Genomic DNA, 26,410 nt, shown 5'->3' with positions numbered 1-26,410 from the left:
CTGTCTTCCGAGGAGCTGAGGAATGTCCATGACCACCCTGTCCACACATCCCGAGGCCGCCGCACTGATCGCCCGGTCCCATCGGCTCGGTGCCGATCCCCGCAACACGAACTACGCCGGCGGGAACGCCTCCGCCAAGGGCACCGGCACCGACCCCGTCACCGGTGGTGACGTGGAGCTGATGTGGGTCAAGGGGTCCGGCGGCGACCTGGGCACGCTGACCGGGGCCGGGCTGGCCGTGCTGCGGCTGGACCGGCTGCGGGCCCTGGCGGACGTCTATCCCGGTGTCGAGCGCGAGGACGAGATGGTCGCCGCGTTCGACTACTGCCTGCACGGCAGGGGCGGGGCCGCGCCCTCCATCGACACCGCGATGCACGGACTGGTGGACGCCCCGCACGTGGACCATCTGCACCCGGACTCCGGCATCGCGCTCGCCTGCGCCGCCGACGGGGAGAAGCTGACCGCCGAGTGCTTCGGGGACCGCGTGGTGTGGGTGCCGTGGCGCCGGCCCGGCTTCCAGCTCGGCCTGGACATCGCCGCCGTCCGGAAGGCCAACCCGCGGGCCGTCGGCTGCGTCCTCGGCGGACACGGGATCACCGCGTGGGGCGACAGCTCCGAGGAGTGCGAGCGCAACTCCCTGCACATCATCCGCACCGCCGAGGCGTTCCTGGCGGAGCGCGGGAAGGCGGAGCCCTTCGGACCGGTGATCGCGGGGTACGAGGCGCTGCCCGAGGCCGGGCGGCGCGAACGCGCCGCCGCGCTCGCGCCGTACGTCCGCGCCCTCGCCTCCCGGGACAGGCCGCAGGTCGGGCACTTCGACGACTCGGCGGCCGTCCTCGACTTCACGGCCCGTGCCGAGCACCCGCGCCTGGCCGCGCTGGGCACCTCCTGCCCCGACCACTTCCTGCGCACCAAGGTCCGGCCGCTCGTGCTCGACCTGCCGCCCACGGCGCCGCTGGAGGAGGTCCTCGCACGGCTGACGGAACTGCACGGCGCCTACCGCGAGGAGTACGCCGCCTACTACCGGCGGCACGCACTGCCCGACTCCCCCGGCATGCGCGGCGCCGACCCGGCGATCGTGCTGGTCCCGGGCGTGGGCATGTTCTCCTTCGGCAAGGACAAGCAGACCGCGCGCGTGGCCGGCGAGTTCTACGTCAACGCGATCAACGTGATGCGCGGGGCGGAGGCGGTGTCGTCGTACGCGCCGATCGAGGAGTCGGAGAAGTTCCGCATCGAGTACTGGGCGCTGGAGGAGGCCAAGCTGCGGCGGATGCCGCGGCCCAGGCCGCTGGCCACCCGGGTGGCCCTGGTGACGGGGGCGGGCAGCGGGATCGGGCGGGCCGTCGCGCACCGGCTGGCCGGCGAGGGCGCCTGCGTGGTGGTGGCGGACCTCGACGCGGACAGCGCGGCCCGGGTCGCGGAGGAGCTCGGCGGGCCGGACACGGCGGTCGCGGTACGGGTGGACGTCACGTCGGAGGAACAGATCGCCGAGGCGTTCCGGGCGGCCGTGCTCGCCTTCGGCGGGGTCGACCTCGTCGTGAACAACGCCGGGATCTCGATCTCCAAGCCGCTGCTGGAGACCACCGCCCGGGACTGGGACCTCCAGCACGACATCATGGCCCGCGGATCCTTCCTCGTGTCGCGGGAGGCGGCCCGGGTGATGACCGCGCAAGGGCTGGGCGGCGACATCGTCTACATCGCGTCCAAGAACGCCGTGTTCGCCGGGCCGAACAACATCGCCTACTCGGCCACCAAGGCCGACCAGGCCCATCAGGTGCGGCTCCTCGCCGCGGAGCTGGGCGAGCACGGCATCCGCGTCAACGGCGTCAACCCGGACGGTGTGGTGCGCGGTTCCGGGATCTTCGCGGGCGGCTGGGGCGCCCAGCGGGCCGCCGTGTACGGGGTGCCGGAGGAGGAGCTCGGCGAGTTCTACGCCCGGCGCACGATCCTCAGGCGGGAGGTGCTGCCCGAGCACGTCGCCAACGCGGTGTTCGCGCTCACGGGCGGCGAGCTCACGCACACCACCGGGCTGCACATCCCGGTCGACGCGGGTGTGGCGGCCGCGTTCCTGCGATGAGCGCGGACGCGGGCGTGCGGGCGTACGCCGCGGTCGATCTCGGAGCGTCCAGCGGCCGGGTGATGGTCGGCCGGGTGGGCCCGGACTCGCTGGAGCTGAGCGAGGTGCACCGGTTCCCGAACCGGCCGGTGCGCCTCCCGGAAGGGCTGCGCTGGGACATCCTCGCGCTCCACCGGGGCGTGCTCGACGGGCTGCGGGCGGCGGGGACCCGCAGCGGCGGGCGGCTCGCTTCGGTCGGCATCGACGGCTGGGCCGTCGACCACGGTCTGCTGGACGCCGACGGGGCCCTGCTGGGCAACCCGGTGCACTACCGCGACGCCCGCACGGAAGGCGTCGCCGAGCAGGTGTGGGCGACCGTGCCGGCCGCGGAGCTGTACGCGGCCACCGGTCTGCAGTACGCCCCCTTCAACACCCTGTACCAGCTCGTGGCCGCCCGCCCGACCGTCCAGTTCGCCCGGGCGGCACGGGCGTTGCTCGTCCCCGACCTGCTCACGTACTGGCTCACCGGGGAGCAGGGGACCGAGCTGACCAACGCCTCGACCACCCAGCTGATCGATCCCCGCACCCGGACGTGGGCGCACGGGGTCGCCGGGCGGCTGGGCGTCGACCTCGGCCTGTTCCCGCCGCTGCGGCAGCCGGGCGATCCGGCGGGGCGGCTGCGCCCGGAGGTGCTGGAGGAGACGGGCCTCGCCGGTCCGGTGCCGGTGACGGCCGTCGCCTCGCACGACACCGCCTCCGCGGTGGCCGCCGTCCCCGCCACCGGCGAGCGCTTCGCCTACATCTGCACCGGCACCTGGTCGCTGGCCGGGCTGGAGCTGACCGCGCCGGTGCTCACCGAGGAGAGCCGGGCCGCCAACTTCACCAACGAGCTGGGGCTGGACGGCACCGTCCGGTACCTGCGCAACATCATGGGCCTCTGGCTGCTCCAGGAGTGCGTACGGGCCTGGGGCGAGCCGGATCTGGACGTGCTGCTGAGGGCGGCCGCCGCCGTGCCGGCGCTGCGTTCGGTGGTGGACGCGGGGGACGAGGCGTTCCTGGCACCGGGGCGGATGCCGGAGCGGATCGCCGAGGCCTGCCGGGCGACGGGGCAGCCCGTGCCCGGCACCCGCGCGGAGACCACGCGGTGCATCCTCGACTCGCTGGCACTGGCGCACCGGCGGGCCGTCGCGGACGCCCAGCGGCTCGCCGGGCATCCCGTGGACGTGGTGCACGTGGTGGGCGGTGGCACCCGCAACGCGCTGCTCTGCCAGCTGACGGCCGACGCCTGCGGACTGCCCGTGGTGGCGGGTCCGGCGGAGGCGGCCGCCCTGGGCAACGTCCTCGTCCAGGCCCGGGCGCACGGTCTGGTCGGCGATCTCGCCGACATGCGCCGGCTGCTCGTCCGCACCCTGCCGCCGACCCGGTACGCGCCGCGCGGGAACGGCGCCCGCTGGCGCGAGGCCGAGGCGCGGCTCGCCGCGCGGTGACAGCGCTCTCCGGCGGGCGGTACCCGCCCACTACCCTGCACTCGTCCGACGACCGAACCCGAGGAGCCGCGATGCGTGTCGCCCTGTTCCTGACCTGTGTCAACGACACGCTCTATCCGGACACCGGCCGCGCCGTGGTGAGACTGCTGACCAGGCTGGGCGTCGACGTCGACTTCCCGATGGGCCAGACCTGCTGCGGGCAGGCCCACTACAACACCGGCTACCGGCACGGCGCGGAGCCGCTCGCCCGGCACTTCGCCGAGGTCTTCGGGGACTACGAGGCGATCGTGACCCCCTCGGGGTCCTGCGGGGCGATGGTGCGGGAGCTGTACCCGCGGATGGGCGAGCGGGCACGCGCGGAGGGCCGCGGGGACGCGCTGGCCGCGACCCTGGCCCCGGTGGTGCCGAAGACGTACGAGCTGACGGAGTTCCTGGTGGACGTGCTGGGGGTGACGGACGTGGGGGCGTACTACCCGCACCGGGTCACCTACCACCCCACCTGCCACGGGTTGCGCGGGCTCCGGCTCGGCGACCGGCCCCGGCGGCTGCTGACGGCGGTCGGGGGTCTGGAACTGGTGGAGCTGCCGGGGGCCGAGGAGTGCTGCGGGTTCGGCGGCACGTTCGCGGTGAAGAACGCCGAGGTGTCGGCGGCGATGGGCGCGGACAAGGTGCGCTACGCCGAGTCGACGGGCGCGGACGTGCTGTGCGCGGCCGACAACTCCTGTCTGATGCACATCGGCGGCACGATGAGCCGGCTGGGGACCGGCATGCGGCCGGTCCACATCGCGGAGATCCTGGCGAGCACGAAGGAGGAACCGGCCGTATGAGCGCGACGTTCGTCGGCATGCCCGCGTTTCCCGCCTTTCCCGAGGCCGCGCGCGAGGCCGTGCGCGATGCCACCCTGCGGGGCAATCTGCGGCACGCCACCCACACCATCCGGAGCAAACGCGCCCGGGCGGTGGGCGAGTTGTCCGACTGGGCCGAACTGCGGGAGGCGGGCCGCCGGATCAAGGACCACACGCTGCGCCACCTCGACCGGTACCTGGTGCGGCTGGAGGAGTCGGTGACGGCGGCGGGCGGTACGGTCCACTGGGCCGCCGACGCCGAGGAGGCCAACCGGATCGTGGCCGGGCTGGTCAGGGCGACCGGCGAGTCGGAGGTCGTCAAGGTCAAGTCGATGGCCACGCAGGAGATCGGGCTGAACGAGGCCCTGGAGGCCGAGGGCATCCGCGCCTACGAGACCGATCTCGCCGAGCTGATCGTCCAGTTGGGCAAGGACCGTCCCTCGCACATCCTGGTGCCGGCGATCCACCGCAACCGGGGTGAGATCCGGGACATCTTCGCGAGCGAGATGGGCGAGTGGGGCCGTCCGGCGCCCGAGGGCCTGACGGACACGCCCGCCGAACTCGCCGAGGCCGCCCGGCTGCACCTGCGGGAGAAGTTCCTGCGCGCGAAGGTCGGCGTCTCCGGCGCGAACTTCATGGTCGCCGAGACCGGCACGCTCGTCGTGGTGGAGTCCGAGGGCAACGGCCGGATGTGCCTGACCCTGCCCGAGACGCTGATCTCGGTCGTCGGCATCGAGAAGGTGGTGCCCACCTGGCGGGACCTGGAGGTCTTCCTCCAGACGCTGCCGCGCTCCTCCACCGCCGAGCGCATGAACCCGTACACGAGCATGTGGACCGGCACCACCGACGGCGACGGGCCGGACACCTTCCACCTGGTGCTCCTCGACAACGGGCGCACCGACACCCTCGCCGACACCGTCGGCCGCCAGGCCCTGCGCTGCATCCGCTGCTCGGCCTGCCTCAACGTGTGCCCGGTCTACGAGCGGGCCGGCGGCCACGCCTACGGTTCGGTCTACCCGGGCCCGATCGGTGCCATCCTCAGCCCCCAACTGCGCGGCACGGCCAGCGAGATCGACGCCTCGCTGCCCTACGCCTCGTCCCTGTGCGGGGCCTGCTACGACGTCTGCCCGGTCGCCATCGACATCCCCGAGGTGCTGGTGCACCTGCGGGAGCGGGTGGTGGAGGGCGGACCGGCGGTCCGGGAGGGCAACCGGGTCGTGCTCAAGCCGGCCAGGGGGCACGCGGCGGAACGGGCGGCCATGCGGGCCGCGCGCTGGGCGTTCGCCCACCCCGGCGCCCTGCGCACCGGCCAGCGGCTCGCCTCCCGCACCCGCCGGCTGCACCCCCGTACCCTGCCGGGTCCGGGCCGGGCGTGGAGCGGCAGCCGGGATCTGCCGGCGGTGCCCGCCGAGCCGTTCCGGGACTGGTGGCAGCGGACCCGCGGCGGAAAGGACGAGGTCAAGTGAGCAGCAGGGAACGGATCCTGGGCCGGGTGCGGCGGGCGCTCGCCGACGTCCCTCCCGACGAGGAGCCGTACGAGAGTGCCGTGGCGCGGGACTACGCGCGCGAGCACGGGGAGCGCACGGCCGAGGAGACGGTGGAGCTGCTCGCCGAGAACCTGGCGGACTACCGGGCGATCGTGCACCGCTCGGACGAGGAGGAGCTGCCGCTGCTGGTGATGCGGCTGCTGGCCGCGCGCGGCTCCGAGGAGGTGCTGGTGCCGCCGGGGCTGCCGCCCGGGTGGCTGGCGGCGGCGGACCCGGTGCGGATCCACGACCGGGCGGCGGACACCCCGCACCGGCTGGACCGGGTGGGCAGCGTGGTGACCGGGTGTGCCGTGGCCGTCGCCGAGACCGGCACGATCGTCCTGGACGGCTCCCCCGGCCAGGGCCGGCGCCGGATCTCGCTGATCCCGGACCACCACATCTGTGTGGTCAGGGTGCCCGACCAGGTCGTCGCCTCCGTTCCGCAGGCCCTCGAACGGCTCGACCCGGTACGCCCGTTGACGTGGATCTCCGGCCCGTCGGCCACCAGTGACATCGAGCTGGACCGGGTGGAGGGCGTGCACGGCCCGCGCACCCTGGAGGTGATCCTGCTCGGCTGACGGGACGGCCGGTGATCGCCCGGTGCCGGTGTCCGCCACTCGGGTCACGGCCGGATGACGCCCGGACGGCCCCGCCGTAGCGTGAGGGGATGATCCGGTTCGAGCAGGTCACCAAGCGGTACCCGGACGGTACGACGGCCGTGGACGACCTCTCCTTCGAGGTGGCAAAGGGCGAACTCGTCACGCTCGTCGGCCCCTCGGGCTGCGGCAAGACGACCACCATGATGATGGTGAACCGGCTCATCGAGCCGACCTCGGGCCGCATCCTCGTCGGCGGCGAGGACATCGCGGCCGTCGACCCGGTGCGGCTGCGCCGCCGCATCGGGTACGTCATCCAGCAGGTCGGCCTGTTCCCGCACCGCACGGTGCTGGACAACACCGCGACCGTGCCCGCCCTGCTCGGCTGGAAGCGGACGCGGGCCCGGGCCCGCGCGGCGGAGCTGCTCGACCTGGTCGGTCTCGACCCGAAGACGTACGGGCCGCGCTACCCGGAGCAGCTCTCCGGCGGGCAGCGGCAGCGGGTCGGGGTGGCACGGGCGCTGGCGGCGGATCCACCGGTGCTGCTGATGGACGAGCCGTTCGGCGCGGTGGACCCGGTGGTGCGCGAGCAGTTGCAGGACGAGTTCCTGCGGATGCAGTCCGCCGTGCGCAAGACGGTCCTGCTGGTCACCCACGACATCGAGGAGGCCGTCCGGCTCGGCGACCGCATCGCCGTGTACGGGCAGGGCCGCATCGAGCAGTTCGACACCCCCGGTGCGGTGCTGGGGGCGCCCGCGACGCCGTACGTCGCCTCCTTCGTGGGCGCGGACCGGGGCCTGAAGCGGCTGTCGGTCACCGCGATCGAGCCGGACGATCTGCAGCAGCCCCCGGTGGCCCGTCCGGACGAGCCCGCCGGGCGGGCGGCGGAGCGGCTGCGGGCGGAGGGCGCCCGGTGGGCGGTCGTCCTGGACGGGCGGGGCGACCTGCACGGCTGGGCCGGCATCGACGAACTGGCGGCGGGCGGCACGGTCGGGGACCTCGCCCACCGGATGACCGCCTGGGTGCCGGTGGGCGCACCGCTGAAGCAGGCGTTCGGGGTGATGCTCCAGCACGACGCCGGGTGGGTGGCCGTGCTGGACGGCGCGCGGTTCCTCGGGGTGCTGACCCCGGCGAAGCTGCACGAGGCGCTGCGCCGTTCGGTGGACGCGGACGCGCGGGGCGTGGCGCGGGGGCAGGTGCCGTTCGACTCGGTGTCGGACGCCTGACGCCGGCTACTTCAGCAGCCCCTTGTCCGTCAGGTAGGCGCGCGCCACGTCGGCGGGCAGCCGCCGCCAGCTGTCGACCTGTTCGTTCAGGCGGGCCAGGTCGGCGGTGGTCAGGACGTCGTCGAGCCTGCCGAGCGCCCTGGCGACGCCGGGGCCGCCCGCGCGGGAGCGGTTGACGACCGGCACCACGTAGTCGGCGTTCTGCAGGTGCTTGTCGTCGGCGAGGAGGACCAGCCCGAACTGGCCGAGCGTGGCGTCGGTGGTGGTGGTCAGCACCATCTGGTCCCGGCCGTCCTGCACGGCGCGCTTGGCCTGGGTGGTGCCGACGCCCTTGGGGTCGACCCCGGTGACGTCGATGCCGTACACCTTCTTCAGTCCCGGTGCGCAGTACGGCCGCTGCACGCATTCGTCGCCCGCCGCGAGCCGTACCTTCAGGCCCGAGGCGCCGAGGTCGCTGAGCGTCCTCAGCCGGTGCGCGCGGGCGTAGTCGGCGCTGACCGCGAAGGCGTTCTGGTCCACGGCCCGGCCCGGGGACAGCACGGTGAGGCCGCGGGGCGTGGCGAGGGCGCGCAGGGCCTTCATCGTGGTGGCGAGGTCGGGCGAGCCGGCCGGGGGCGCGTGGGCGCCGTGCTCCTTCGCGTTCAGCCAGTCGGCGAAGGTGGCCGCGTACTCGGGGACGACGTCGATCTGGCCGGACTCCAGGGCCGGTTCGTACAGCTCCCGGTTGGCGACCGTCAGGACGGACGTGCGGTAGCCCGCCCGGTCCAGCAGCTGGGCGTACATCTGGGCGAGCAGGTCGCTCTCGGTGAAGCCGGCGGAGCCGATGGTCAGGTGGCGGCTGTCGCCGGGCGGTGCGGTGACCTGGCCCCGGTTCTCCAGGGAGGGGCCGGTGGTGCAGGCGGTGAGGCCGAGCAGGACGGCCGCCAGGGCGGCGCGGCCTCTCACCGGCCGCTCCTGGCCCACGCCGGTGCGGTCCGTTCCGCGATCTCGAAGACCGCCTCGACGACCAGGGCGAGGGCGGCGACGAGCAGGGCGCCGGCCACCACCTGGGGGGTGCTGGCGAGGTTGAAGCCGGCCGTGATGATCCGGCCGAGGCCGCCGCCGCCCGCGAGCGCCGCGATGGTGGCGGTGGCGACGAGCTGGACGGCGGCGATCCGCACGCCGTTCATGACCATGGGCAGCGCGAGGGGGAGTTCCACCCGGAACAGCGTCTGCCGCCCGGTCATCCCCATGCCGCGGGCGGCGCGGACCACGTCGCGGTCGACCTCGCGCATGCCGACGTAGGCGTTGGTGAGCAGCGGCGGCACGGCGAACAGCACGAGGGCGACGACCGTGGGGCCCTCGCCCCAGTTCCCTACCGGGGTGAGGAGCAGCAGGACGAGGACGGCGAAGGTGGGGACGGCGCGGCCGACGTTGGAGATGTTCACGGCGAGGGTGCCGCCCCTGCCGAGGTGGCCGAGGACCAGGGCGACGGGCAGCGCGATCAGGCAGCTGACGAGCAGGCACACGACGGTCAGCAGCAGGTGCTGGAGCAGCCGGTGCCGGACGCCGTCGGGGCCGGACCAGTGGGCGGGGTCGGTGAGCCAGTCCCAGGTGGCGCCGAGGGTGCTCATCCGCGGGCCGCTCTCGCCCAGGGGGTGATCAGCCACTGCACGCCCAGCAGGAGCAGGTCGGCGGCGACGGCGATCACCACGCACAGCACGGACGCGGTGAGGACCTGCGCCTTGAAGTAGGTGTTCATCCCGGAGTAGATGAGGTTGCCCAGGCCGCCGAAGCCGACGATCGCGCCGACGGTGACCAGGGACACCGCGGAGACGGTCGCGATGCGCAGCCCGGCCATCGCGGCGGGCAGCGCGAGGGGGAGTTCCACGGTGAGCAGGAGCCGGACGGGGCCGAAGCCGAGGCCGCGGGCGGCCTGCCGGGTCTCCTCCGGGACCGCGCGCAGGCCGGCGAGGAGGTTCCGGACGAGCAGGGTGAGCGAGTACAGCACCAGCCCGGCGACGACGAGGCCGGCGGAGAGGCCGTAGAGGGGCAGGAGCAGGGAGAACATCGCCAGGGAGGGGATGGTGTAGAGGATCGTGGTCAGGGCGAGCACCGGTCCGGCCGCCCAGCCCCAGCGGCGGGCCAGCACCGCGAGCGGCACGGCGACGACCAGGGCGAGGAGGACGGACACCACGGTCAGCTGGAGGTGCTGGAGGACCGCGTCGAGCAGGACCTCGCGGCGGGTCCGCACATAGGCGCCGCAGATCCACTCGTTGCGCGCGAGACAGTCGTCGGGAGGCGCGGTCACGCCACCATTCCACCGGCCGGCCGGCCGCCTCGTCGCGTTGGGGTGACCCGTACAGGTGGGCCCCGTCAGGGTCGCTGGTGGCTCACGCCAGGCCGGCCGCGTCGAGCAGGGCCGTCGCCGTGGAGGTCGCGAGGCCGTCCGCCAGGTTCTCGACGCCGGCGCCGGCCCGCGCGCTGGCGCCGTCGAAGACGAGGACCAGCTGCCTGGCGAGTCGTTCGGGGTCGCGGGCGCCGCCGCGCTCGGCCTCGGCGCGGAACGTTCGCGCCAGGCGCTCCTTGACCCCGCGGGCGACCAGGCTCGCCGGGTGCCCGGGGTCCTTCAGCTCGACCAGGGCAGCCAGATACGGGCAGCCGTGGTAGTCCGTCTCGACGGAGGCCTTCTCCAGCCGCTGGAACACGTACAGGATGCGCTCGCGGGGGGACGCGGCCGCCGCGTCGGGGTGGCTGAAGCGGGCCTCGTACCAGGGGATCCGCCGCTCCAGGCTCGCGGCCAGCATCTCGTCCTTGCTGTCGAAGAGCTGGTACATGGACCGCTTGGAGACGCCGGCCTCCCGGCACAGGGCCTCGACGCCGACGGAGACACCGTCGCGGTAGGACAGCCGGGCCGCGGCGTCGAGCAGCCGGTCCCGCGGGGAGAGCTTGTCGGTGGAGGCCATGCAGCGAGAGTAACCGCGCCGCGGACGAAAGGAAACCGATCGGTGTATTCCGCTCGGCGCCGCGACCGCAATGGCCGCCGAGCCTCGCGGATTCCGCGTGACAGGAGCACTGAACAAGCGCTTAGATAGTAGGGCGGCCGTCCGAACGGACGGCCGGAGCAGTGCGGACCCGCACCCCCGACCCCGCCGGAGGCCCCGTTGTTCACGTCCGTCGACGACGTCGCCGCCCGCCTCGCCGAGACCGGCTACCTCGCCTCCCCCGCCGTGGCCACGACCGTCTTCCTCGCCGACCGCCTGGGCAAGCCGCTGCTGGTGGAGGGCCCCGCCGGGGTGGGCAAGACCGAGCTGGCCAAGGCCGTCGCCCAGGTGGCCGCGGCCCGGCTGGTGCGCCTGCAGTGCTACGAGGGCGTGGACGAGTCCCGCGCGCTGTACGAGTGGAACCACGCCAAGCAGCTGCTGCGGATCAGCGCCGGCCGCGACGAGAGCTGGGACGAGACCCGCACGGACATCTTCAGCGAGGAGTTCCTGCTCCCCCGCCCGCTGCTGACCGCCATCCGCGGCGACGAGCCGACGGTGCTGCTCATCGACGAGACCGACAAGGCCGACGTCGAGATGGAGGGCCTGCTGCTGGAGGTGCTCAGCGACTTCCAGATCACCGTCCCCGAGCTGGGTACGGTCACCGCGACCCGCCGCCCCTTCGTCGTCCTCACCTCCAACGCCGGCCGCGAACTGTCCGAGGCACTGCGCCGCCGCTGCCTGTTCCTGCACATCGGGTTCCCGGAGGAGGAGCTGGAGCGGCGGATCGTACGGCTGAAGGTGCCGGGTCTCGGCGAGGCGCTGACCGCTTCGGTGGTCCGGGTCGTCGGGGCGCTGCGCGCCATGGACCTGCGCAAGCCGCCGTCCGTCGCGGAGACCGTGGACTGGGCGCGGACCCTGCTGGCCCTGGGCGCGGGCACCCTGGACGAGACGGTCGTACGGGACAGTCTCGGCGTGATCCTCAAGCATCAGGACGACATCCTGAAGGCGGCCGCGAAGCTCGACCTGGACGCGCTGTGACCGGTGCCGCCGAACGGATCACCGGGCTGGTCGGCGCGCTGCGCGGACACGGGATGCGGATCGGCACCGGCGAGACCGTGGACGCGGCCCGGGCGGCCGAGGCGCTGGGGTTCGCGGACCGGGAGCTGCTGCGCGAGGGACTGGCCGCGACACTGCTGCACGGACCGGGGCAACGGGCGGTGTTCGACCCGGTCTTCGACCTGTACTTCCCGCGCGGGGTGGGCGGTCCGGACGGCGCCCCCGCGGACCGCGAGGCGCTGCGCGACCGGCTGGCCGAGGCGCTGGCCGCCGACGACCGGGCGCTGATGGCCCGGCTGGCGGCGGAGGCGGTCGACGGACTGGGCGGGTACGGCAGTTCGCCGGAGTCCGACGGCTGGTCGGCGTACCAGACCCTGGAACGGCTGCGTCCGCAGACCCTGCTGGCGCGGGTGCGGGCCGACGTCCGGGGCCGCGACGGGAACGGCTCGGGGTTCGCGGACCGGCTGCTGGACGACGAGATCCGGCAGCGCATCGAGGAGTTCCGGCGGATGGTCGGGGCGGAGGCGCGGCGCCGGGTCGCCGAGCGGCGCGGCCGCGACGAGATCGCGCGGCGCGGAGTCCGGCCGACCTCGGACCGGGTGGACTTCCTGTTCGCGAACCGGGACCAACTGGCCGAACTGCGCAGGGCCGTACGGCCGCTCGCGCGCAAGCTGGCCACCCGGCTCGCCGCCCGCCGCCGCAGGGCCGCGCGCGGCACGATCGACCTGCGCCGCACCCTGCGCTCCTCGCTGTCCACCGGTGGGGTGCCGATGCGGCCCGTGCTGCGCCGGCGCCGTCCCGGCCGGCCCGAACTGGTCCTGCTCTGCGACGTGTCGGGCTCGGTGTCGGGCTTCTCCGACTTCACGATGCTGCTGGTGCAGGCGCTGCACGACCAGTTCAGCAAGGTCCGCGTGTTCGCCTTCGTCAACCGGCTCGACGAGGTGACCGGCCTCCTCGACCACGGCCGCGCCGACCCCGACGGCCTCGGCGCCCGCATCCGCGCGGAGGCCACGCTGACCGGCTGGCACGGCAGCAGTGACTACGGCGTGGCCCTGGGCGAGTTCACCGAACGGTACGGCGACGCGGTCGGCCCGCGCACGACGGTGTTCGTCCTCGGGGACGCCCGGACGAACATGAGCGACCCCAACCTGGCCGCCGTGCGCGAGCTGGCCGGCCGGGCCCGGCGCGTGTGCTGGCTGAACCCGGAGTCGCGGGCTCAGTGGGGCACCGGCGACTCGGCGGCACCGGCGTACGCCGAACTGGTCGAGATGCACGAGTGCCGCACGGCCCGGCAGCTGGGCGCGCTGGCGGAACGGCTGCTGCCGGCCTGACGCCGCGGGGCCCGGCGCGCGGGCGCCTCGTCGGCGGACCGGCCTCGGCCGGCCCGGCCGCACGCCCAGCCCGGCCGAGGGCTCACCGGTGGCCTCACCCCCGGCGGGTGAGCACAGCGATCCGCCGGCACCCTACGGTGGCGGGGCAGCGCCCGTCCCGCACCGGAAGGCCCTCCCATGTGCCGATGGCTCGCCTACTCGGGTACGTCCGTCCTGCTGGACGAGGTCCTGTACCGGCCGAAGCACTCCCTGATCGACCAGAGCCTGCACGCGCGCATGGGTGTGGAGACGACCAACGGGGACGGCTTCGGCATCGGCTGGTACGAGGAGCACACCGACACCCCGGCCGTGTTCCACGACATCGGCCCGGCCTGGAGCAACCGCAACCTGCGGGAGATCGCCGGTCACGTCCGCTCGCCGCTGTTCTTCGCCCATGTCAGGGCGTCCACCGGGACGGCCGTGCAGCAGACGAACTGCCACCCCTTCCGCCACGGCCGCTGGATGTGGATGCACAACGGCGCGATCGCCGGGTTCCACGAACTGCGCCGCGACCTCGTCCTCGCGGTCGATCCGGGCCTGTTCTTGTCGATCGAGGGCTCCACGGACTCGGAGGTGATGTTCCATCTGGCGCTCACCTTCGGACTCGACGACGACCCGCCGGGCGCCGTCGCCCGGATGACGGGCCTCGTGGAACGCGTCGGACGGGAGCACGGGGTGCCCGATCCGGTCCAGATGACGCTCGCCGTGGCCGACGGGGAGGGACTGTGGGCGTTCCGGTACGCCAGCCGGGGCCCGGCGCGCTCGCTCTACTACAGCTCCAGGATCGGTGACCTGCGCGCGCTGCACCCGGACGTCGACTTCCTGCGGGACGTCTCCGACGAGACCCGGCTGGTCGTGTCGGAACCCCTGGGCGACCTGCCCGGCGCCTGGAACGAGGTGCCGGAGAGCAGCTACGGCGTCATCCGGCCGCAGGGGGACTATCTGAGCGAGTTCGCCCCGCGGGACGTATGACCGTCCTCCGGGGGTGTGCCGCGGGACCGCCGGTGTGATCGACTGGTGGCCCGTTCGCCCGCTGACGAGGACCTTCCGGATGAGCCAGCTGCCCGTGCCACTCGGCACGTTCCCCACCCCCGTCGAGCCGGCGCCCCGGCTCGCCGCCGCACTCGGGCTCGGCCCGGACGACCTGTGGATCAAACGGGACGACCTGACGGGCCTCGGCGGCGGCGGGAACAAGATCCGCAAGCTGGAGTGGACGCTCGGCGCGGCCCTCGCCGAGGACGCGGATACGCTCGTGACGACCGGTGCCCCGCAGAGCAACCACGCGCGGCTGACCGCCGCGGCCGGCGCCCGTCTCGGGCGCGACGTCGTCCTCGTGCTGCGCGGCTCGCCGGGCGTCTCCCGGTCGGGGAACCTCGCCCTGGACGGGCTGTTCGGGGCGCGGCTGGTCTGGGCCGGGGAGGTGGACCGGGCGGGGCTGGACGCGGCGGCCGCGGAGGTCTGCGCCGCGCTGCGGACGGCCGGTGCCCGCCCCGCGCTGATCCCGTTCGGCGGTTCCAGTGTCCTGGGCGCCCGCGGCTACGTGCGCTGCGGCGAGGAACTGCGCGAGCAGGTGCCCGGGCTGCGGACCGCGGTGGTGGCGCTCGGCTCGGGCGGCACCATGGCCGGGCTGGTCGCGGCCCTGGGTAGCGGCTCGGTGCTGGGCGTGGACGTCGGCGCGCTGGCCGACCCGGCGGCGGCCGTGGTGGAGTTCGCGGGCGCGCACACCGGCGAGGAGGTCACCGCGGACCGGCTGCGGGTGCGCCGGGACCAGGTGGGCAGCGGATACGCGGCGCTGACCGGTCCGGTGGCCGAGGCCCTCCGGCTGGCCGCCCGCACCGAGGGGATCGTCCTCGACCCCACCTACACGGGACGTGCCCTGGCCGGGCTGGCCGCCGCCGTCCGGGACGGCGGTGTACGGCCGGGCGAGAAGACCGTGTTCGTGCACACCGGCGGACTTCCCGGTCTCTTCGGCCACGCGGACGCCGTCGCGTTCGCCGAGGAGGGTGCCGTCGGCCACGGCGGCTGACGCCGTCGGCCCCTTACACACAAGGGCCGTCGTCCTCCCCCGGGACTACGGCTCTTCCCCGATGTGCGGCCGGGGAACGCCGCCGTAGCCTGCCCGTAGACGGCAGGGGGGAGAGGGCCATGAAGGCGGTCGTCCAGGACCGGTACGGTTCACCGGACGTGCTGGAGCTGAGGGACGTGGACGAACCGGTGCCGGCCGACGACCAGGTGCTGGTGCGGGTGCGGGCGGCGGGGCTCAACGCGTACGACTGGCACCTCATGCGCGGCGACCCGTACGTGGCCCGGCTCGCGCTGGGGCTGCGCGGTCCCCGCGCCCGGGTCCGCGGCCGGGACTTCGCCGGCGTGGTGACGGCGGTCGGCCGGAACGTGCGGGGCCTCGGGCCGGGTGACGAGGTGTTCGGCGAGGTCGACGGCACGTTCGCGGAGTACGTGTGCGTCCCCGACGCCTGGGTGGAGCGCAAGCCCGCCGCCCTGACCTTCGAGCAGGCGGCGGCGCTGCCGCTGGCCGGGAACACGGCCCTGCGCGCACTGCGGGACGTGGCCGGACTGCGGCCGGGCCAGCACGTACTGGTCAACGGCGCGTCCGGCGGGGTGGGCACGTTCGCCGTGCAGATCGCCAAGGCGCTCGGCGCGGAGGTGACCGGCGTGTGCGGCACGCGGAACACCGACCTGGTCCGGACGCTGGGCGCGGACCACACCGTGGACTACACGCGGGAGGACTTCACGCGCGCCGGGCGGCGGTACGACGTCGTCCTCGACCTCGTGGCCGGCCACGGGATCTCCGCCCTCCGGCGCGCCCTCACGCCCACCGGGACACTGGTCCTGGGCGGCGGTGGCCGCTCGGGGCAGTTCCTCGGGGCGCCCGTCCTCATCCTGAAGGGCGTGGCGCTGTCCCCGTTCGTGCGCCAGCGGCTGCGGCCACTCGTCGGACCGGCGCCCAGCAAGGCGATGCTGGCCGATCTGCGGGACCTGGCCGAGTCCGGGAGACTCGCCCCGGTGATCGACCGGACGTACCCGCTGGCCGAGGCACCGCAGGCCATTCGGCACCTGGAGGTGGAGCACGCGCGGGGGAAGATCGTCGTCACGGTGTAGCCGCCGGTCGGGCGGGGACGGTCGCCGTGGCCGGTGCGACCGTCCGCTCCGTACGGCGCACGGCGAGCAGGGCGCCGAGATAGGCGGCGTCCAGCAGGAAGCAGCCGGCGTAGAGGTAGTACATGAGGGCGTTGTCGTGGCGGGGCGCCAGAGCGGGATCGGTGAGCATCGACAGGGACGCGCAGGCGGTGCCCAGCAGCTTGGCCAGCGCGATGCCGGCGGACTGGCCGCGGGTACCGCGGCGGGCGGCGAGCATCGCGAGGAACATCCCGGACATCGCCAGGTTGCTGGCGAACGCCGTGACGGCGCCGGCGCCCTCGTCGAACAGCTCGGACGCGTAGTTCATGCCCGGATAGGCGAGAGCGAGCACCGCGAGGAGCGCGGGCAGGAACAACGACCGGGGCAGATACGGGAATTCGGCGCGCCCGAAGCGTACGAGCGTGTATCCGATGGCGACGTCGAAGCAGAACCAGACGATGTTGATGACGTGCATCACCCCGGACGGTGGCCGCACGAAGGCGAACATGAACTCCCAGCTGATGTTGGTGGCGAACGCGACGACGGGCATGCCGAAGGTCCGCTCCCGCAGGCCCGTACGGATCAGCAGCACGTAGGCCACGGTCCAGAAGCCGCCCGTGCCGAGCAGAAACGCCGTGTGCACCGTCTCCATCGCCATCCCCATCCCCGTCGCCCAACTGCCCTGTCCGCTGCGGTGATTACTCTGGCACGATGACCGCCACCGACACAGCATCCCTCGCGACGGGCGACACCGGGGATCCGGCCCTGCGCCCCCTGCCCGGGCGGGCCGCCGCCCTGCTGGCGTCGGCCGACGCCCCGCCCCGGCTGGTGGCCCACCTCAGGGCGGTGCACGACGTCGCCGCGCAGCTCGTGGCCTGGGTGCGGCACCGCTGCCCCCGGCTGGAGTTCGACGCCGAGGCGGTGCTGTTCGGTGCCGCCACGCACGACATCGGCAAGGCCCTGCACCCGGCCGAGCTGTCCGGTCCCGGCGCCCTGCACGAGGCGGCGGGGCGGGAGTTGCTGCTGACGCACGGCGTGCCGGCCCACCTCGCCCGCTTCGCCGGCACCCACGCGTCGTGGACGGCACCCGGCATCGGTGTGGAGGACCTGCTGGTGAGCCTCGCCGACAAGGTCTGGAAGAACAAGCGCGTCGCCGAACTGGAGGACCTGGTCATGGCCCGGCTGGCCGCCGCCGACGGGCGGACGCCGTGGGAGTGGTTCCTGGAACTGGACGAGACGCTCACGGACCTCGGGGAGGGCGCCGACCGTAGGCTGGCGTACCAGATGTCCCACCCCCTCACCCGGAGGTGACCATGTACGCGAGCTCACTCGGTGACGACGGCGCCGAGCTGTGTCCCCTCCAGCCCTGGCAGGCCGAGGAGTTCCTCGCGCACATGGACCGCGGCCGGGAGTTCATCGGGCGGTTCAACGGACTGCCGGACGTGGTCGCGGACGTGGACGGGGCACGGGCGTTCCTGCGGGCGTACGCCCGGAAGGAGGCGGCCGACGCGGGTCTGATCCGGGGGATCCGGCTCGACGGCACCCTGGTCGGGGCGGTGATCCTGCGCCGGTTCGACGCGGTCCTGGGCACGGCGGAGGCGGGCTGCTGGCTGGAACCCGCCGCGGTGGGCCGCGGGCTGGTGACGCGGGCGGTGCGGGTGCTGATCGACTGGGCGGTCCGGGAGCGGGGCGTCCACCGCGTGGAGTGGTGGGTGTCGGCGGGCAACGCTCCCAGCATCGCGGTCGCCCGGCGCCTCGGCATGCGCAAGGAGGCCGTCCTGCGGGAAAGTCACCCGTACCGGGGTGAACGGCACGACGAGGAGATCTGGTCGGTCCTGGCACCGGAGTGGACGGGCGGCACGACCGGCTCCGCGCACGGGAGTTGAGCCCGGGACGTGTGTGCCGCTCGTGTCACCAGGTGCGTGCCGCTCGCAGCAGCGACGCCCGGACACGGGCCACGTCGGGATTGTCCGGGGCGCCGGGCCGCTGGACGAGGAAGCCGGTGTTGATCGGCGGGTCCTCCGGCTCCAGCAGGGCCACCAGCGCGCCGGAGTCGAGCAGTTCCTGGCAGAGGTAGCGGGGCAGCACGGCGAAACCGGCGCCCGCGGCCACCGCGGCGAGGACCCCGCGCAGGTCGGGCACGGTCATGTCGGCGGTACGGGACAGCCGCCGGCCGAAGACATGGCGCCAGTAGCGGCGGGTGATCGGCAGATCCTCCGCGTAGGTGATCAGCGGCACGCCCTCCAGGGCGGCCGGCCCCTCGACGGCCGGCCGGTCCGCCGCCCGCCCGGCCCAGACCGGCGCGGCGACCAGGACGAACTCCTCGTCGGCCAGGGGCACGGCGTGCACGGTACGGCCGCGGGGGCGGGTGGTGGCGATCACCAGATCGTGCCGTCCCGCGCGCAGTTCCGCCAGCAGCGGGTCGGTCAGCCCGGTCGACACGCGCAGCCTTACACCCTCGGCCACCAGCGGGGCGAGGGCGGGGAGGACGGTGGTGCAGAGCAGTTCGGCCGGCCCTGCCAGATGGACGGGCTCCGCGCGGGCACCCCCGGGCGGGGTGGGGCCCGCGACGGCCGCCAGTTCGTCCAGCGGCGCGGCGATCCGTCCGGCGAGTTCGTCGGCCACCGGGGTCGGGGCGACACCGCGGGGCAGCCGTTCGAACAGTTCGCGGCCGGTCTGCCGTTCCAGCGCGCGCATCTGCGTCGTGACGGTCGGCTGCGACAGGCCCAGCAGACGCGCGGCGCCGGTGAAGGAGCCGGAGCGGTACACGGCCAGGAAGGTACGCAGCAGGTTCAGGTCGAGGGAAGCGGTCTCCACGCGTCCGAGTATCACCGCTCCGGTATTCCCCGGCACCCATAGGCAGCCCTATGCCGGTCATGCGTCGTTTCATTGGATACCTATGGGTCGTCTCGCCTACGTTCTGGGGGCAGACGCACCCTTCCGGGAGAAGAAGAGACACCCATGTCGAAGATCCTGTTCGTGATGACCGGCGCCGACCGGTGGACGCTCGCCGACGGCACCCTCCACCCGACCGGCTTCTGGGCGGAGGAGGCCGTGGTCCCCTACCGGGCGCTCAAGGCCGCCGGTCACGAGGTCGTCGTGGCCACGCCGGGCGGTGTCGTGCCGCCGGTGGACCGGGCGAGCCTGGCCGCCGAGGTCAACGGCGGCCAGGAGAAGGCCGACGAGCTGGCCCGGGCGCTGGCGGAGATGACCGAGCTGGCCACGCCGGTGAAGCTCGCGGAGGTGGACCTCGCCGACTTCGCGGCCGTGTTCTACCCCGGTGGGCACGGGCCCATGGAGGACCTGGCGGTGGACGCCGAGTCCGGCAGGCTGCTCGTGGCCGCCCTCGACTCCGGCCGGCCGCTGGGCGTGGTCTGCCACGGACCGGCCGCGCTGCTGGCCGCGGTGCGCGCCGACGGCACCAACGCCTTCGCCGGCTACCGGGCGGCGGCCTTCACCAATGAGGAGGAGATCCAGGGCGGTCTGGCCGGCCGGGCCGCGTGGCTGCTGCAGGACCGGCTCACCGAGGCGGGCGTCGACGTCCGCGCGGCCGAGCCGTGGGCACCGCACGTCGTGGTCGACCGCAACCTCGTCACCGGCCAGAACCCGGCCTCCTCGGCCGCGGTCGCCGGGGAACTCCTGAAGCGGCTGGGCTGAGCGGCCGGGGGAAAATTTCTCGGGCATCACCTGCAACCTCGGCCGGGGCCGGACGTCTGTCGGGGTGGAGGCCTCCACTTCGACCAGATGTCCGACCCCGAGCCACCGAAGGAACCCATGTCCGCACAGCGTTCCCCCCGCCCGAGCCGCGCCCGCAGGCTGCGTGCAGCCCTGGGGGTCTCCGCCGTCGGCGCCGCGCTGGCCGTCGCCGGCACGATGACCGCCCGGGCCGCCCAGGACGGCGGCCACTCCCCGGCCCGCCCGGGCACCGCCATCGCGCCGGCCCCGGCCCACCCGGACGGCAGTGCGACCCCGTCCCCGGTCCCCTCGCCGCCGCGCACCGCGACACCGTCCCCGGTCCCCTCGCAGGTGTCCCGTTCGGCCACCCCCTCCCCCGTGCCCTCGCCGGTGACCCGCACGGCGACACCCTCCCCCGTCCCCTCGACGGCCGCGCCCTCCCCGGTGCCGAGCTCGGCCACCCCGTCCCCCGTGCCGGGCTCCGCCACCCCGTCCCCGGTGCCCTCGGCGGCCCGCACGGCCGCGCCGGCCCCGCACCACGGCCACCCCGCACCCGCGCCGGTTCCGCGGCACCACTGAGGCAGGTCCGGGAGCGGGGAGCCGTCGCGCGACGACTCCCCGTCCCCGGCCCGGGAGACCCATGACGACAGCGACACCACCGGCGGCGGCCCTGCCCCGGGACCACCGGCACCGCGTTCCCCGACGCCCCGCGCCCTGGCGGCGCTTCGCACAGACCGTGCGGGCCCGGGTCCTCGCGCGCACCGGCACGTCGTCGGCGACGCCCGGCAACCGGGCCGGCGCGGACGCCCCGGCCTCGCCGAGCCCGTACGGCGCCCGGACATCGAGGAGTTGTACCACCACCGCCGGTTGTCCCTGGTGCGGCTGGCGTTGCTGCTGGTGGACGACCTGCCCACCGCGGAGGACGTCGTCCAGGACGCCTTCACCGCGCTGTTCCGCCGGCACGGGGGCCGCCTGGCCTCCCTCGACGACCCGGAGGCGTACCTGAGGACGAGTGTCGTCAACGGTGCCCGCTCGGTGCTGCGGCGGCGCAGGACCGTACGGGCCCACGTACCCCACGCCGAGGGGCACGCGCCCGCTCCGGAGGAGGACGTGCTGCTGCACGAGGACCACCGGGAAGTGCTGGCCGCGCTGCGCACGCTGACCAGGCGTCAGCGGGAGGTGCTGGTGCTGCGCTACTGGTCGTATCTGACCGAGGCCGAGATAGCGGCGACGCTCGGCCTTTCACGGGGTGCCGTCAAGTCCACGGCCAGCCGGGCGCTGGACGCGCTCGGCCGACGTCTGGAGGGGCTGCGATGAACGACTCCGGTAGAGGGACCGCCGGCACGCGGGTCGAGGAGCGGCTGCGGGCCGCCCTGGCCGCGCGGGCGGAGTCCGTCCACCCGGCCGACCTGCGCCCCCTCGCCCCGCCGTCCCGCACGGTGCGGTCCACCGGGGTGCTGCTGCGCCGGGCCGCGGTCGGGGTGCTGGCCCTGGCGGCCGTGGCGGCGCTGGTGTTCTTCACCGTGCGCGGCGGACCGGACCGCCCGGCCGAACCGGCGCGCCCGCCCCGGCCGTCCGGACCGGCCGTCGGCACTCCTTCCCCGGTGCCGAGTTCGGCGACCCCCTCCGCCGCCCGGCCGTCGCCGAGCGCCTCACGGCCGTGACGGCTTCCGGCAACGGGGACGCGCCCCCTCACCCGGGGGTGGAGCGGTGACGTCGGCCCGTTGACCCGGTCCGGGAAAATGCCGGGTTTCCGTGCTCACCCTCCGGTGCCCGCACCGCTAGGTTGAACGGCATGAGCAACCTTGACCGCGCGCCCGTGCCCAGCGTCTGCGGTGGCCGCGGATTCGTCGTCGCCGAACCGGTCCGCGAACTGCTGAGCCCCCGTCGGGTGAAGCTGGGCGAGTCGACGGAGGTGCGCCGGCTGCTGCCCAACCTGGGGCGCCGCATGATCGGCGCGTGGGCCTTCGTGGACCACTACGGTCCGGACGACATCGCCGACGAGCCCGGCATGCAGGTCCCGCCGCATCCGCACATCGGGTTGCAGACGGTCAGCTGGCTGCACGAGGGCGAGGTGCTGCACCGGGACTCGACGGGCAGCCTGCAGACGATCCGGCCCCGCCAGCTGGGCCTGATGACGTCCGGCCGCGCGATCAGCCATTCCGAGGAGAGCCCGCGCCCGCACGCGCGCTTCCTGCACGGCGCCCAGCTGTGGGTGGCGCTGCCGGACGAACACCGCGACACCGAGCCGGACTTCGAGTTCCACCCGGAGCTGCCGTCCACCGGCGCCCCCGGTCTGACGGTCACGGTGCTCCTGGGCGAACTGGACGGCGCCCGCTCCCCCGGGACGGCGTACACCCCGATCGTGGGCGCCGACCTCGCCCTCACCCGGGGCACCGAGGCCCGCCTGCCCCTGGAACCGGACTTCGAGTACGGCGTGCTGGCGATGTCCGGCGAGGTGCACGTGGACGGGGTGCCGGTGCTGCCGGGCTCGATGCTCTACCTGGGCTGCGGGCGGACCGAACTGCCGCTGCGCGCGGAGTCGGACGCCGGGATCATGCTGCTGGGCGGCGAACCGTTCGCCGAGGAGCTGATCATGTGGTGGAACTTCGTCGGCCGCACCCAGCAGGACATCGAACAGGCCCGCGCGGACTGGCTGTCCGGCAGCCGCTTCGGCGAGGTCAAGGGCTACGACGGCCCCCCACTGCCCGCCCCCGCCCTCCCCCCGGTCCCGCTGAAACCACGCGGCAGGGTGCGCTGACCCGAAGGACGTGAGCCCGACGTCCGTCAGCAGTCGGCCTGACGTGCCCCGTTCCGCCGTCGGAGGGTCGGGCGAGGTGCGCGGGGCGTCGGCGCGGCGTGCGCTGCGAACGGTTGTGCAAGGGGGTCGGTATCGTCGCGCCGCAGGCACCTGCCTGCGGCACAGCGGCGGAGGAGAGAGCCATGTCCGATCCCCGGCACGGGGCCGCGTCGGGCGGCGGACAGACGTCGCGGCCGCCGGAGAGTCACGGGCCGAGCGGGCACGACACCGTACGGCTCGCCGTGGTCGTCGGTGCCCTGGGGGTGGTCTTCGGCGACATCGGGACCAGCCCGATCTACACCCTCCAGACGGTCTTCAACCCGAGCGACCCGCATCCCGTTCCCGTCAGCACGCAGAACGTGTACGGGGTGGTGTCGCTCGTGTTCTGGTCGGTGATGATCATCGTGACGGTCACCTACGTGCTGCTGGCGATGCGCGCCGACAACGACGGCGAGGGCGGCATCATGGCGCTGATCACCCTCGTACGGCGGTGGGGCTCGCGGCGTGGCCGGCGCGCCACGGCCGTCCTCGCCGCGCTCGGCGTCTTCGGCGCCTCGCTGTTCTTCGGCGACAGCATGATCACCCCGGCGATCTCGGTGCTCTCCGCGGTCGAGGGGCTCAAGGTCGTCGAGCCGTCGCTGGAGAGCGCGGTCGTCCCGGTCACCGCGGTGATCATCGTCCTGCTGTTCCTAGTGCAGCGCAGGGGGACGGCGGCGGTGGGCCGGATCTTCGGGCCGGTCATGATCGCCTGGTTCGTGGTCATCGGCGCCTGCGGCGTGGTCGGCGTCGTCGACCACCCGGCGATCCTCCGGGCGCTGTCGCCCACGTACGCCCTGGGCTTCCTGATCGGCCACTTCGGGACCGCCTTCTTCGCCCTGGCCGCGGTCGTGCTCTCGGTCACCGGCGCGGAGGCGCTCTACGCCGACATGGGGCACTTCGGCCGTCGGGCCATCACGCGCGGCTGGATGTTCCTCGTCCTCCCGGCGTGCATGCTGAGCTACTTCGGCCAGGGCGCGCTGATCCTGGCCGATTCCCGCAACATCAGCAGCCCCTTCTTCCTGCTCGTGCCGCACTGGGGCAGATGGCCGATGGTCCTGCTGGCGACGGCGGCCACGGTGATCGCCTCCCAGGCGGTGATCACCGGGGCCTACTCGGTCACCTCGCAGGCCGCCCAGCTCGGCTACCTGCCGAGGCTGCGCATCGCGCACACCTCCGAGTCCACGATCGGCCAGATCTACGTCCCCTGGATCAACTGGCTGCTGATGGTCTCGGTCCTCACCCTGGTCTTCGCCTTCCGCAGCTCCACGGCTCTGGCCTTCGCGTTCGGCATGGCGGTCACCGGCACCATCACCATCACCACCCTGCTGTTCTTCTACGTCGCCCGCGCCAAGTGGGGCACGCCCAAGTGGCTGATCGCCGTCGGGGCGAGCGTGCTGCTCCTCGTCGACCTGCTGTTCGTGGCGGCCAACCTGACGAAACTCGTCCACGGCGCCTGGCTGCCGCTGCTGATCGGCCTCACCGCGTTCACCGTCATGACCACCTGGCAGCGCGGCCGCGAGATCGTCACCAAGGAACGCGTACGCGACGAGGGGCCGCTGCCCGAGTTCATCGACCGCCTCCGCAGCGGAGAGGTGCCGACGCTCCGCGTCCCGGGGACGGCCGTCTTCCTCAACCGGGGCAAGCAGACCACCCCCCTGGCCATGCGGGCCAACGTCGAGCACAACCACGTGCGGCACGACCAGGTAGTGATCATGGCCATCGAGACCGAACCGATTCCGCGTGTCCCGGCCGACCGGCGGCTCGTCGTCGACGACCTCGGCTACACCGACGACGGGATCATCCACGTCACCGCCCGGTTCGGCTACATGGAGACGCCGGACGTCCCCAGCACGATGGCCATGCTGGAGCCGGTCCGCACCGAAGGATCGCTGCGGCTCGACGAGGCGTCCTACTTCCTGTCGAAGATCGACCTCCGGCGCGGTAAGGAACCGACGATGGCGCCGTGGCGCAAGCGGCTGTTCATCGCCACCTCCTACATCACCGCGGACGCCGCCGAGTACTTCGGCCTCCCCCGTGACCGCACGGTCATCATGGGCTCGCACATCGAGGTGTGATCGGGGTGTAGAGGTGCGGCCGGGTCACAGTCCCACGTCACGGCGGCGGATGTCCTCCAGGGATTCCCGGCGGACCAGCAGACGGGCCAGTCCGTCGCGCACGGCGACGACCGGCGGGCGGCCGACCAGGTTGGACAGGTGGTACGCGCCCGCCACGGGAACGGCGAGCAGGTCGCCCGGCCGTACGTCCGCGGGCAGATCCGCGTCGGCCGCGAGCACGTCGCCGGCCTCACAGTGGCGGCCCACCACGGTCGCGGGTCATCGGGGCTGCCCCTCTCAGGCGGTTCGCAGGGCGGGGGTCTCGCGCGTGACCGGCAGAGCCGGTGCGACCGGTACCGGCGCGGCGAAGGGCGCGGGTGCCGGGGCGGTGAACTGGGGGTCGACCGTGACGGTGGTGACGCCGAGCGGTGCGGTCAGCGCGCGCAGGGCGGGCTCCGCGAGCCGGATCCACGCCTGCCCGGGGCCGAGGAGGGCGGTCAGCCGGTGCTCGGAGGTGAAGCCGACGGCCGTGCGCCGGCCGAGCGGGGTGCGGAAGATCCGGGCCGCACTCCCGGAGGGACCCGGCCGGACCGGTACGTACAGGGGTCCGGCCGGGAATCGTTCGGAGGGCTCGGGGTCGTCGTCGAGGATGTCTGCCATGGGGTGCCTCCGGAGGGGCTGGACGGGATCGGGGCTTCGCTGGTGAGGTCATGCCCGCCGTCTCCGGCCGACGAGCCGGTCCTGACGGGACGCTGACGGCGATGCGGGCGACGTTGACGGGACGCTGACAGCGGGCGAGAGGCGGGCGGCGGGAGCCGGCGGTCCGGGACCGGCTCCCGGACCGCCGGCTCGCGTTCGGGCGTACCGGTCCGTCACCGCCTCGCCGCGAGGTCCTTGACCGCGATGTTGAGCTCGAGGACGTTGACCTGCGGCTCACCGATGAAGCCGAGGGCGCGGCCCTGCGTGTGGTCCTCGACCAGCTTCTGGACCTCCGCGACGGGCAGGCCGTTCCGCGCGGCGACCCGGTGGACCTGGAGTGCGGCGTACGCCGGGGAGATGGCCGGGTCCAGGCCGGAGCCGGACGAGGTGACGGCGTCGGCGGGAACGTCCGACGGCTTCACCGTGTACCCGGGCACCGAGTTGTCCTTCACCACGGCGGCCTTGGCGGCGAGCACCCGGGCGCAGAGCGTGCCGGCCTCGGGTTCGGCCGGGCACGTACCGTTCACGGCACCGCTGTCGGCGGCCAGGTTCGTCGCGCCGGACAGGATCAGCTTGTACCGCGTGTTCACGCTGTTGCCGCCGAGTCCGCCGGCCGGGCGGCCCTGGAACCACTTCAGGTCCGGGTCGGGTGTGTCCTGGCCCTTCTTCAGAGGCAGGTCGTAGTGCTGCCCGATCAGGGAGGAGCCGACGACCCTGCCGTCCGCCTCGATCTTGGAGCCGTTCGCCTTCTCGTGGAACAGGCCCTGGGCGACGCCGGTGACGGCCAGCGGGTAGAGGACGCCGGTGACCAGGGTCAGCACGAGCAGGGCGCGCAGGCCCGCCCCGAGCAACCGGGCGGTGTTCGTTACGGAGTTGTTCATGG

Annotated in this window: 27 protein-coding genes and 1 pseudogene; 19 read left to right on the top strand and 9 right to left on the bottom strand. The window is 74.0% G+C overall.

All coding sequences use genetic code 11. The features are described 5' to 3' along the window. Positions 1 to 37 precede the first annotated feature (37 nt). From N8I86_RS32750 to N8I86_RS32725, 6 genes are all read left to right on the top strand, one after another. On the top strand, positions 38 to 2,077 hold the full coding sequence (locus N8I86_RS32750; RefSeq protein WP_073892071.1) for a bifunctional rhamnulose-1-phosphate aldolase/short-chain dehydrogenase: 2,040 nt from the start codon (positions 38 to 40) through the stop codon (positions 2,075 to 2,077). Beyond that, positions 2,074 to 3,543 (top strand): rhamnulokinase, encoded by a 1,470-nt coding sequence (locus tag N8I86_RS32745; RefSeq protein WP_263279407.1) that lies wholly within the window; start codon positions 2,074 to 2,076, stop codon positions 3,541 to 3,543. The genes N8I86_RS32750 and N8I86_RS32745 overlap by 4 nt, the downstream gene beginning before the upstream one ends. Positions 3,544 to 3,614: 71 nt before the next feature. Beyond that, the gene (locus N8I86_RS32740) at positions 3,615 to 4,370 is read left to right on the top strand and encodes a (Fe-S)-binding protein (RefSeq protein WP_263279406.1); all 756 of its coding nucleotides are present in this window, start codon (positions 3,615 to 3,617) and stop codon (positions 4,368 to 4,370) included. Next, positions 4,367 to 5,854 (top strand): lactate utilization protein B, encoded by a 1,488-nt coding sequence (locus N8I86_RS32735; RefSeq protein WP_073891069.1) that lies wholly within the window; start codon positions 4,367 to 4,369, stop codon positions 5,852 to 5,854. Before N8I86_RS32740 ends, N8I86_RS32735 begins: the two co-directional genes overlap by 4 nt. Continuing rightward, positions 5,851 to 6,492, top strand: a complete 642-nt coding sequence (locus tag N8I86_RS32730) for a LutC/YkgG family protein (RefSeq protein WP_263279405.1) — start codon at positions 5,851 to 5,853, stop codon at positions 6,490 to 6,492. Before N8I86_RS32735 ends, N8I86_RS32730 begins: the two co-directional genes overlap by 4 nt. Before the next feature lie 89 nt (positions 6,493 to 6,581). Continuing rightward, the gene (locus N8I86_RS32725; RefSeq protein ID WP_073891072.1) at positions 6,582 to 7,736 is read left to right on the top strand and encodes a betaine/proline/choline family ABC transporter ATP-binding protein; all 1,155 of its coding nucleotides are present in this window, start codon (positions 6,582 to 6,584) and stop codon (positions 7,734 to 7,736) included. A gap of 6 nt (positions 7,737 to 7,742) precedes the next feature. Here the strand turns inward: N8I86_RS32725 and N8I86_RS32720 are convergent, their stop codons facing one another. The 4 genes from N8I86_RS32720 to N8I86_RS32705 form a co-directional block, all read right to left on the bottom strand. Beyond that, the gene (locus N8I86_RS32720; protein WP_073892074.1) at positions 7,743 to 8,681 is read right to left on the bottom strand and encodes an ABC transporter substrate-binding protein; all 939 of its coding nucleotides are present in this window, start codon (positions 8,679 to 8,681) and stop codon (positions 7,743 to 7,745) included. Continuing rightward, the gene (locus N8I86_RS32715; RefSeq protein ID WP_263279404.1) at positions 8,678 to 9,349 is read right to left on the bottom strand and encodes an ABC transporter permease; all 672 of its coding nucleotides are present in this window, start codon (positions 9,347 to 9,349) and stop codon (positions 8,678 to 8,680) included. Before N8I86_RS32715 ends, N8I86_RS32720 begins: the two co-directional genes overlap by 4 nt. After that, a complete protein-coding gene (locus tag N8I86_RS32710) occupies positions 9,346 to 10,026 on the bottom strand; it encodes an ABC transporter permease (protein ID WP_073891075.1) in 681 nt (226 codons plus the stop codon). Before N8I86_RS32710 ends, N8I86_RS32715 begins: the two co-directional genes overlap by 4 nt. A gap of 82 nt (positions 10,027 to 10,108) precedes the next feature. After that, entirely contained in the window at positions 10,109 to 10,681 is a 573-nt protein-coding gene (locus N8I86_RS32705; protein WP_123440540.1) for a TetR/AcrR family transcriptional regulator, read from the bottom strand. A 198-nt stretch (positions 10,682 to 10,879) separates the two neighbouring features. Here N8I86_RS32705 and N8I86_RS32700 point away from each other — a divergent pair, with 198 nt between their 5' ends. From N8I86_RS32700 to N8I86_RS32680, 5 genes are all read left to right on the top strand, one after another. Beyond that, a complete protein-coding gene (locus N8I86_RS32700; RefSeq protein WP_263279403.1) occupies positions 10,880 to 11,737 on the top strand; it encodes an AAA family ATPase in 858 nt (285 codons plus the stop codon). 53 nt (positions 11,738 to 11,790) lie between these two features. Further along, complete coding sequence (locus N8I86_RS32695; protein ID WP_263280187.1) at positions 11,791 to 13,086, top strand: vWA domain-containing protein; 1,296 nt, start codon at positions 11,791 to 11,793, stop codon at positions 13,084 to 13,086. A gap of 177 nt (positions 13,087 to 13,263) precedes the next feature. Beyond that, positions 13,264 to 14,097: a class II glutamine amidotransferase gene (locus N8I86_RS32690; RefSeq protein ID WP_073891082.1), complete on the top strand. Its 834-nt coding sequence runs from the start codon at positions 13,264 to 13,266 to the stop codon at positions 14,095 to 14,097. Positions 14,098 to 14,176: 79 nt separating this feature from the next. Continuing rightward, entirely contained in the window at positions 14,177 to 15,151 is a 975-nt protein-coding gene (locus N8I86_RS32685) for a pyridoxal-phosphate dependent enzyme (protein WP_263279402.1), read from the top strand. 119 nt (positions 15,152 to 15,270) lie between these two features. Continuing rightward, positions 15,271 to 16,242, top strand: coding sequence for an NAD(P)-dependent alcohol dehydrogenase (locus tag N8I86_RS32680; protein ID WP_263279401.1), 972 nt, complete (start codon positions 15,271 to 15,273; stop codon positions 16,240 to 16,242). On the opposite strand, the gene N8I86_RS32675 is transcribed toward N8I86_RS32680, so the two are convergent. Beyond that, positions 16,232 to 16,918, bottom strand: coding sequence for a transmembrane-type terpene cyclase (locus N8I86_RS32675; protein WP_241840869.1), 687 nt, complete (start codon positions 16,916 to 16,918; stop codon positions 16,232 to 16,234). The genes N8I86_RS32680 and N8I86_RS32675 overlap by 11 nt on opposite strands. A gap of 53 nt (positions 16,919 to 16,971) precedes the next feature. On the opposite strand from N8I86_RS32675, the gene N8I86_RS32670 reads away from it, so the two are divergent. Then, the gene (locus N8I86_RS32670) at positions 16,972 to 17,571 is read left to right on the top strand and encodes an HD domain-containing protein (protein ID WP_263279400.1); all 600 of its coding nucleotides are present in this window, start codon (positions 16,972 to 16,974) and stop codon (positions 17,569 to 17,571) included. 2 nt (positions 17,572 to 17,573) lie between these two features. Continuing rightward, positions 17,574 to 18,146 carry a GNAT family N-acetyltransferase gene (locus N8I86_RS32665; protein WP_073891089.1) on the top strand — a complete coding sequence of 191 codons (573 nt, stop codon included), beginning with the start codon at positions 17,574 to 17,576 and terminating at the stop codon, positions 18,144 to 18,146. Positions 18,147 to 18,171: 25 nt separating this feature from the next. Here the strand turns inward: N8I86_RS32665 and N8I86_RS32660 are convergent, their stop codons facing one another. Continuing rightward, the gene (locus N8I86_RS32660; protein WP_073892079.1) at positions 18,172 to 19,077 is read right to left on the bottom strand and encodes a LysR family transcriptional regulator; all 906 of its coding nucleotides are present in this window, start codon (positions 19,075 to 19,077) and stop codon (positions 18,172 to 18,174) included. Between the two features lie 144 nt (positions 19,078 to 19,221). On the opposite strand from N8I86_RS32660, the gene N8I86_RS32655 reads away from it, so the two are divergent. The 6 genes from N8I86_RS32655 to N8I86_RS32630 all read left to right on the top strand — a co-directional run bounded on the left by N8I86_RS32655 (position 19,222) and on the right by N8I86_RS32630 (position 24,849). Continuing rightward, entirely contained in the window at positions 19,222 to 19,917 is a 696-nt protein-coding gene (locus N8I86_RS32655) for a type 1 glutamine amidotransferase domain-containing protein (RefSeq protein ID WP_263279399.1), read from the top strand. Positions 19,918 to 20,034: 117 nt separating this feature from the next. Further along, positions 20,035 to 20,514 (top strand): hypothetical protein, encoded by a 480-nt coding sequence (locus N8I86_RS32650; RefSeq protein WP_263279398.1) that lies wholly within the window; start codon positions 20,035 to 20,037, stop codon positions 20,512 to 20,514. A 270-nt stretch (positions 20,515 to 20,784) separates the two neighbouring features. Next, a complete protein-coding gene (locus N8I86_RS32645; protein WP_404830849.1) occupies positions 20,785 to 21,252 on the top strand; it encodes an RNA polymerase sigma factor in 468 nt (155 codons plus the stop codon). Next, positions 21,249 to 21,599, top strand: coding sequence for a hypothetical protein (locus tag N8I86_RS32640; protein ID WP_263279397.1), 351 nt, complete (start codon positions 21,249 to 21,251; stop codon positions 21,597 to 21,599). Before N8I86_RS32645 ends, N8I86_RS32640 begins: the two co-directional genes overlap by 4 nt. Before the next feature lie 131 nt (positions 21,600 to 21,730). Then, positions 21,731 to 22,696 carry a pirin family protein gene (locus N8I86_RS32635; protein ID WP_263279396.1) on the top strand — a complete coding sequence of 322 codons (966 nt, stop codon included), beginning with the start codon at positions 21,731 to 21,733 and terminating at the stop codon, positions 22,694 to 22,696. 182 nt (positions 22,697 to 22,878) lie between these two features. Further along, a complete protein-coding gene (locus N8I86_RS32630; protein WP_263279395.1) occupies positions 22,879 to 24,849 on the top strand; it encodes a potassium transporter Kup in 1,971 nt (656 codons plus the stop codon). 24 nt (positions 24,850 to 24,873) lie between these two features. Here N8I86_RS32630 and N8I86_RS32625 read toward each other — a convergent pair. From N8I86_RS32625 to N8I86_RS32615, 3 genes and pseudogenes are all read right to left on the bottom strand, one after another. Continuing rightward, a pseudogene (locus N8I86_RS32625) lies at positions 24,874 to 25,101 on the bottom strand (diaminopimelate decarboxylase); the annotation flags it as partial. Positions 25,102 to 25,125: 24 nt separating this feature from the next. Then, positions 25,126 to 25,488, bottom strand: a complete 363-nt coding sequence (locus tag N8I86_RS32620; protein ID WP_263279394.1) for an SAV_915 family protein — start codon at positions 25,486 to 25,488, stop codon at positions 25,126 to 25,128. Between the two features lie 212 nt (positions 25,489 to 25,700). Beyond that, on the bottom strand, positions 25,701 to 26,408 hold the full coding sequence (locus tag N8I86_RS32615; RefSeq protein WP_263279393.1) for a potassium-transporting ATPase subunit C: 708 nt from the start codon (positions 26,406 to 26,408) through the stop codon (positions 25,701 to 25,703). Between the last annotated feature and the right edge of the window lie 2 nt (positions 26,409 to 26,410).

Origin of the sequence: Streptomyces albidicamelliae (assembly GCF_025642175.1) — a bacterium.
In the GTDB taxonomy this organism is placed as follows: domain Bacteria; phylum Actinomycetota; class Actinomycetes; order Streptomycetales; family Streptomycetaceae; genus Streptomyces; species Streptomyces albidocamelliae.
The sequence above is the reverse complement of the archived record's forward strand: the minus strand, read 5'-3'. Positions and strand labels throughout refer to the sequence as shown.

Coding starts and splice junctions, on each gene's coding strand:
- N8I86_RS32745 (WP_263279407.1), top strand. CDS start 2,074: ATGAGCGCGGACGCGGGCGTGCGGGCGTACGCCGCGGTCGATCTCGGA.
- N8I86_RS32740 (WP_263279406.1), top strand. CDS start 3,615: ATGCGTGTCGCCCTGTTCCTGACCTGTGTCAACGACACGCTCTATCCG.
- N8I86_RS32735 (WP_073891069.1), top strand. CDS start 4,367: ATGAGCGCGACGTTCGTCGGCATGCCCGCGTTTCCCGCCTTTCCCGAG.
- N8I86_RS32725 (WP_073891072.1), top strand. CDS start 6,582: ATGATCCGGTTCGAGCAGGTCACCAAGCGGTACCCGGACGGTACGACG.
- N8I86_RS32715 (WP_263279404.1), bottom strand. CDS start 9,349: ATGAGCACCCTCGGCGCCACCTGGGACTGGCTCACCGACCCCGCCCAC.
- N8I86_RS32705 (WP_123440540.1), bottom strand. CDS start 10,681: ATGGCCTCCACCGACAAGCTCTCCCCGCGGGACCGGCTGCTCGACGCC.
- N8I86_RS32695 (WP_263280187.1), top strand. CDS start 11,791: ATGCGGATCGGCACCGGCGAGACCGTGGACGCGGCCCGGGCGGCCGAG.
- N8I86_RS32690 (WP_073891082.1), top strand. CDS start 13,264: ATGTGCCGATGGCTCGCCTACTCGGGTACGTCCGTCCTGCTGGACGAG.
- N8I86_RS32685 (WP_263279402.1), top strand. CDS start 14,177: ATGAGCCAGCTGCCCGTGCCACTCGGCACGTTCCCCACCCCCGTCGAG.
- N8I86_RS32680 (WP_263279401.1), top strand. CDS start 15,271: ATGAAGGCGGTCGTCCAGGACCGGTACGGTTCACCGGACGTGCTGGAG.
- N8I86_RS32675 (WP_241840869.1), bottom strand. CDS start 16,918: ATGGCGATGGAGACGGTGCACACGGCGTTTCTGCTCGGCACGGGCGGC.
- N8I86_RS32670 (WP_263279400.1), top strand. CDS start 16,972: ATGACCGCCACCGACACAGCATCCCTCGCGACGGGCGACACCGGGGAT.
- N8I86_RS32665 (WP_073891089.1), top strand. CDS start 17,574: ATGTACGCGAGCTCACTCGGTGACGACGGCGCCGAGCTGTGTCCCCTC.
- N8I86_RS32655 (WP_263279399.1), top strand. CDS start 19,222: ATGTCGAAGATCCTGTTCGTGATGACCGGCGCCGACCGGTGGACGCTC.
- N8I86_RS32650 (WP_263279398.1), top strand. CDS start 20,035: ATGTCCGCACAGCGTTCCCCCCGCCCGAGCCGCGCCCGCAGGCTGCGT.
- N8I86_RS32640 (WP_263279397.1), top strand. CDS start 21,249: ATGAACGACTCCGGTAGAGGGACCGCCGGCACGCGGGTCGAGGAGCGG.
- N8I86_RS32635 (WP_263279396.1), top strand. CDS start 21,731: ATGAGCAACCTTGACCGCGCGCCCGTGCCCAGCGTCTGCGGTGGCCGC.
- N8I86_RS32630 (WP_263279395.1), top strand. CDS start 22,879: ATGTCCGATCCCCGGCACGGGGCCGCGTCGGGCGGCGGACAGACGTCG.
- N8I86_RS32620 (WP_263279394.1), bottom strand. CDS start 25,488: ATGGCAGACATCCTCGACGACGACCCCGAGCCCTCCGAACGATTCCCG.
- N8I86_RS32615 (WP_263279393.1), bottom strand. CDS start 26,408: ATGAACAACTCCGTAACGAACACCGCCCGGTTGCTCGGGGCGGGCCTG.